The 2,376-nt window shown below is 74.2% G+C and carries 2 protein-coding genes; one reads left to right on the top strand and one right to left on the bottom strand.

The window, feature by feature from the left end; genetic code table 11:
* Positions 1-43 precede the first annotated feature (43 nt).
* Positions 44-1,600, top strand: coding sequence for a PQQ-dependent sugar dehydrogenase (locus tag DMH12_RS38215; RefSeq protein WP_125495833.1), 1,557 nt, complete (start codon positions 44-46; stop codon positions 1,598-1,600).
* Positions 1,601-1,688: 88 nt separating this feature from the next.
* Here DMH12_RS38215 and DMH12_RS38220 read toward each other — a convergent pair.
* On the bottom strand, positions 1,689-2,376 hold a 688-nt coding region (locus DMH12_RS38220), incomplete at its 5' end, for an ROK family protein (protein ID WP_148107604.1).

The raw sequence follows: 2,376 nt of genomic DNA on the forward strand, positions 1-2,376 counted from the left end.
CACCCACCCCCTCCCCCCACGGGAAGAGAAGGACCAGAGGCCCATGAAACTGCCTTGTCATATACATGCTCTATTTCGCGCCACGGGACGACGCCTGAGACTCACCTTCGGCACCCTCGCCCTGGTGATCCCGGCCCTCCTGCTGACCGCCCTCGCCCCGGCACCCGCCGCGGCGGCGGAGGCCACGGCACCCGTCCCCCTGCCGTCGCTCAGCGCGACCACGACCCAGGTCGCCTCCGGGCTGCGGCGGCCCACCGCCCTCGTCGCCCCCGACGACGGCACGGACCGGCTGTTCATCACCGAGAAGTCCGGCACGGTCCGCGTCTACCACCCGGACACCGGCCTGGCCGCCGCCCCGCTGCTCGACATCACCGCGGCCGTGGACGAGTCGGGCAACGAGCGCGGGCTGCTCGGCATCGCGCTCCCGCCGGACTTCGCCGAGAGCCAGGACCTCTACCTGGCGTACACGGCGCTGCCCGACGGGGCGGTCACACTGGCCCGCTACCGGCTCGACGCGTCCCGCCTGGAGGTCCTGCTCTCCCAGGAGCACGCCGAGTACAGCAACCACAACGGAGGCCAGCTCGCCTTCGGCCCCGACGGCAAGCTGTACTGGAGCATCGGCGACGGCGGCGGCTCCGGGGACCCGTTCCGGTCCGGACAGCGGCTGGACACCCTGCTGGGCAAGATCATGCGCATCGACGTCAGCCGCGCCTGCGCGCCGCTCGCCTACTGCGTCCCCGCCGACAACCCCTTCGTCCGCACGCCCGGCGCCCGGGCGGAGATCTGGCTGTACGGGCTGCGCAACCCCTGGCGCTTCTCCTTCGACAGCGGTGACGGCTCGCTGTGGATCGGCGACGTCGGCCAGGGCCACTGGGAGGAGGTCGACCACATCCCCGCCGGGAAGGGCGGGCTGAACCTCGGCTGGTCCTGCTACGAGGGCCTGGAGGAGTTCGAGGGCGGCGACTGCGCGTCCGGCCAGGAGTACACCGAGCCGGTCTTCACCTACTCGCCGTACACCGGCGGCTGCTCGGTCATCGGCGGCCACGTCTACCGGGGCCGGGAGTACGCCGACCTGGTGGGCGGTACGTACATCGCCACCGACTACTGCTCGTCCACCGTCTGGGCGCTGCGTCCCGACGGGCGGGGTGGCTACGAGGAGGCCGAGATCGGGCGGATGCCCACCCAGGTCACGTCGATCGGCGTGACCGTCGACGGCGAGTTCTACGTGGTCAACGACCTGCCCGGCGGTCTGCACCGGGTGTCGTTCAGCCGGGAGGAGCCCACCTGCCGGGTGGACCGCAAGGTGACCCGCTGGGGCACCGGCACCACGGTGGACCTCACCGTCACCAACAGCGGCGACGCCCCGGTGAACGGCTGGACGCTCGCGTTCCCGCTGTCCTTCGGGCAGACCGTCGTGTCCGACTGGAACACGGACCTGGTCCAGCTCAGCAACACGATCGACGCGGCCAACGCCCAGCACAACGCCACGATCGCGCCGGGTGCGAGCGTCACCCTCGGCTATGTCGCCTCGCACACCGGCGACGCGTCGCCGCCGCCCCGGTTCACGCTCAACGGGGACGCGTGCGCCGTCGGCTCCTGAGCGCCGCCGGTACGCCGTGAGCGACGGTCGGTCCGGGCCGGATCCCCACGGCCCGGTCCGGCCCGGCTCCGTCCTGGGTGCCGAAACGTCAGGCGTCCCCCCGCCCGAACAGCGGCGCGAGCAGCAGCTGCGCCGCGCCCTCCGCGACCCCGCGCACCCCGCCGGGCGCCATCCGCACCGGTACGGCACCCTCCTGGCCGCCCTCGCGCCGGGCCCGGGCGTCGAGGACGGCGCCCACCCCCTGGACGAAGGCGTCGGGTGCGGCGGCGACGGTACGGCCGCCCAGCAGGACCAGGTCGATGTCGAGCAGCCCGGCGAGGTTCGCGGCACCCGCGCCGAGCACCCGGGCCGCCTCCGCGAGGTCGCCGCGGCCGACGGCGGCGAGGCACAGGGCCTCTACGCAGCCGCGGGCGCCGCAGGTGCAGGGCGGCCCGTCCAGCTGGATGACCTGGTGCCCGAACTCCCCGGCCCCGGTCCGGGCGCCCCGGTGCACCCCGCCGCCGATGACGAGGCCCGCACCGAGCCCCGTACCGAGATGCAGGTAGGCGAAGGCCCCGCCGTCCCCGCCCACCGCGCCGCCCGTACCGCCCGCCGTGAGACCGAGCGCCGCCGCGTTGGTGTCCTTGTCGACGACGACCGGCACGCCCAGCCGCCGCTCCAGCGCGTCCCGCAGGGGGAAGCCGTCCCACTCCGGGAAGCCGGTGACCCGGTGCAGCACGCCCCTGACGTGGTCGAGCGGACCGGGGAGGGCGACGCCGAGGCCGAGGAGGGTGGGG

It is taken from the genome of Streptomyces sp. WAC 04229 (assembly GCF_003947455.1).
Classification (GTDB): domain Bacteria; phylum Actinomycetota; class Actinomycetes; order Streptomycetales; family Streptomycetaceae; genus Streptomyces.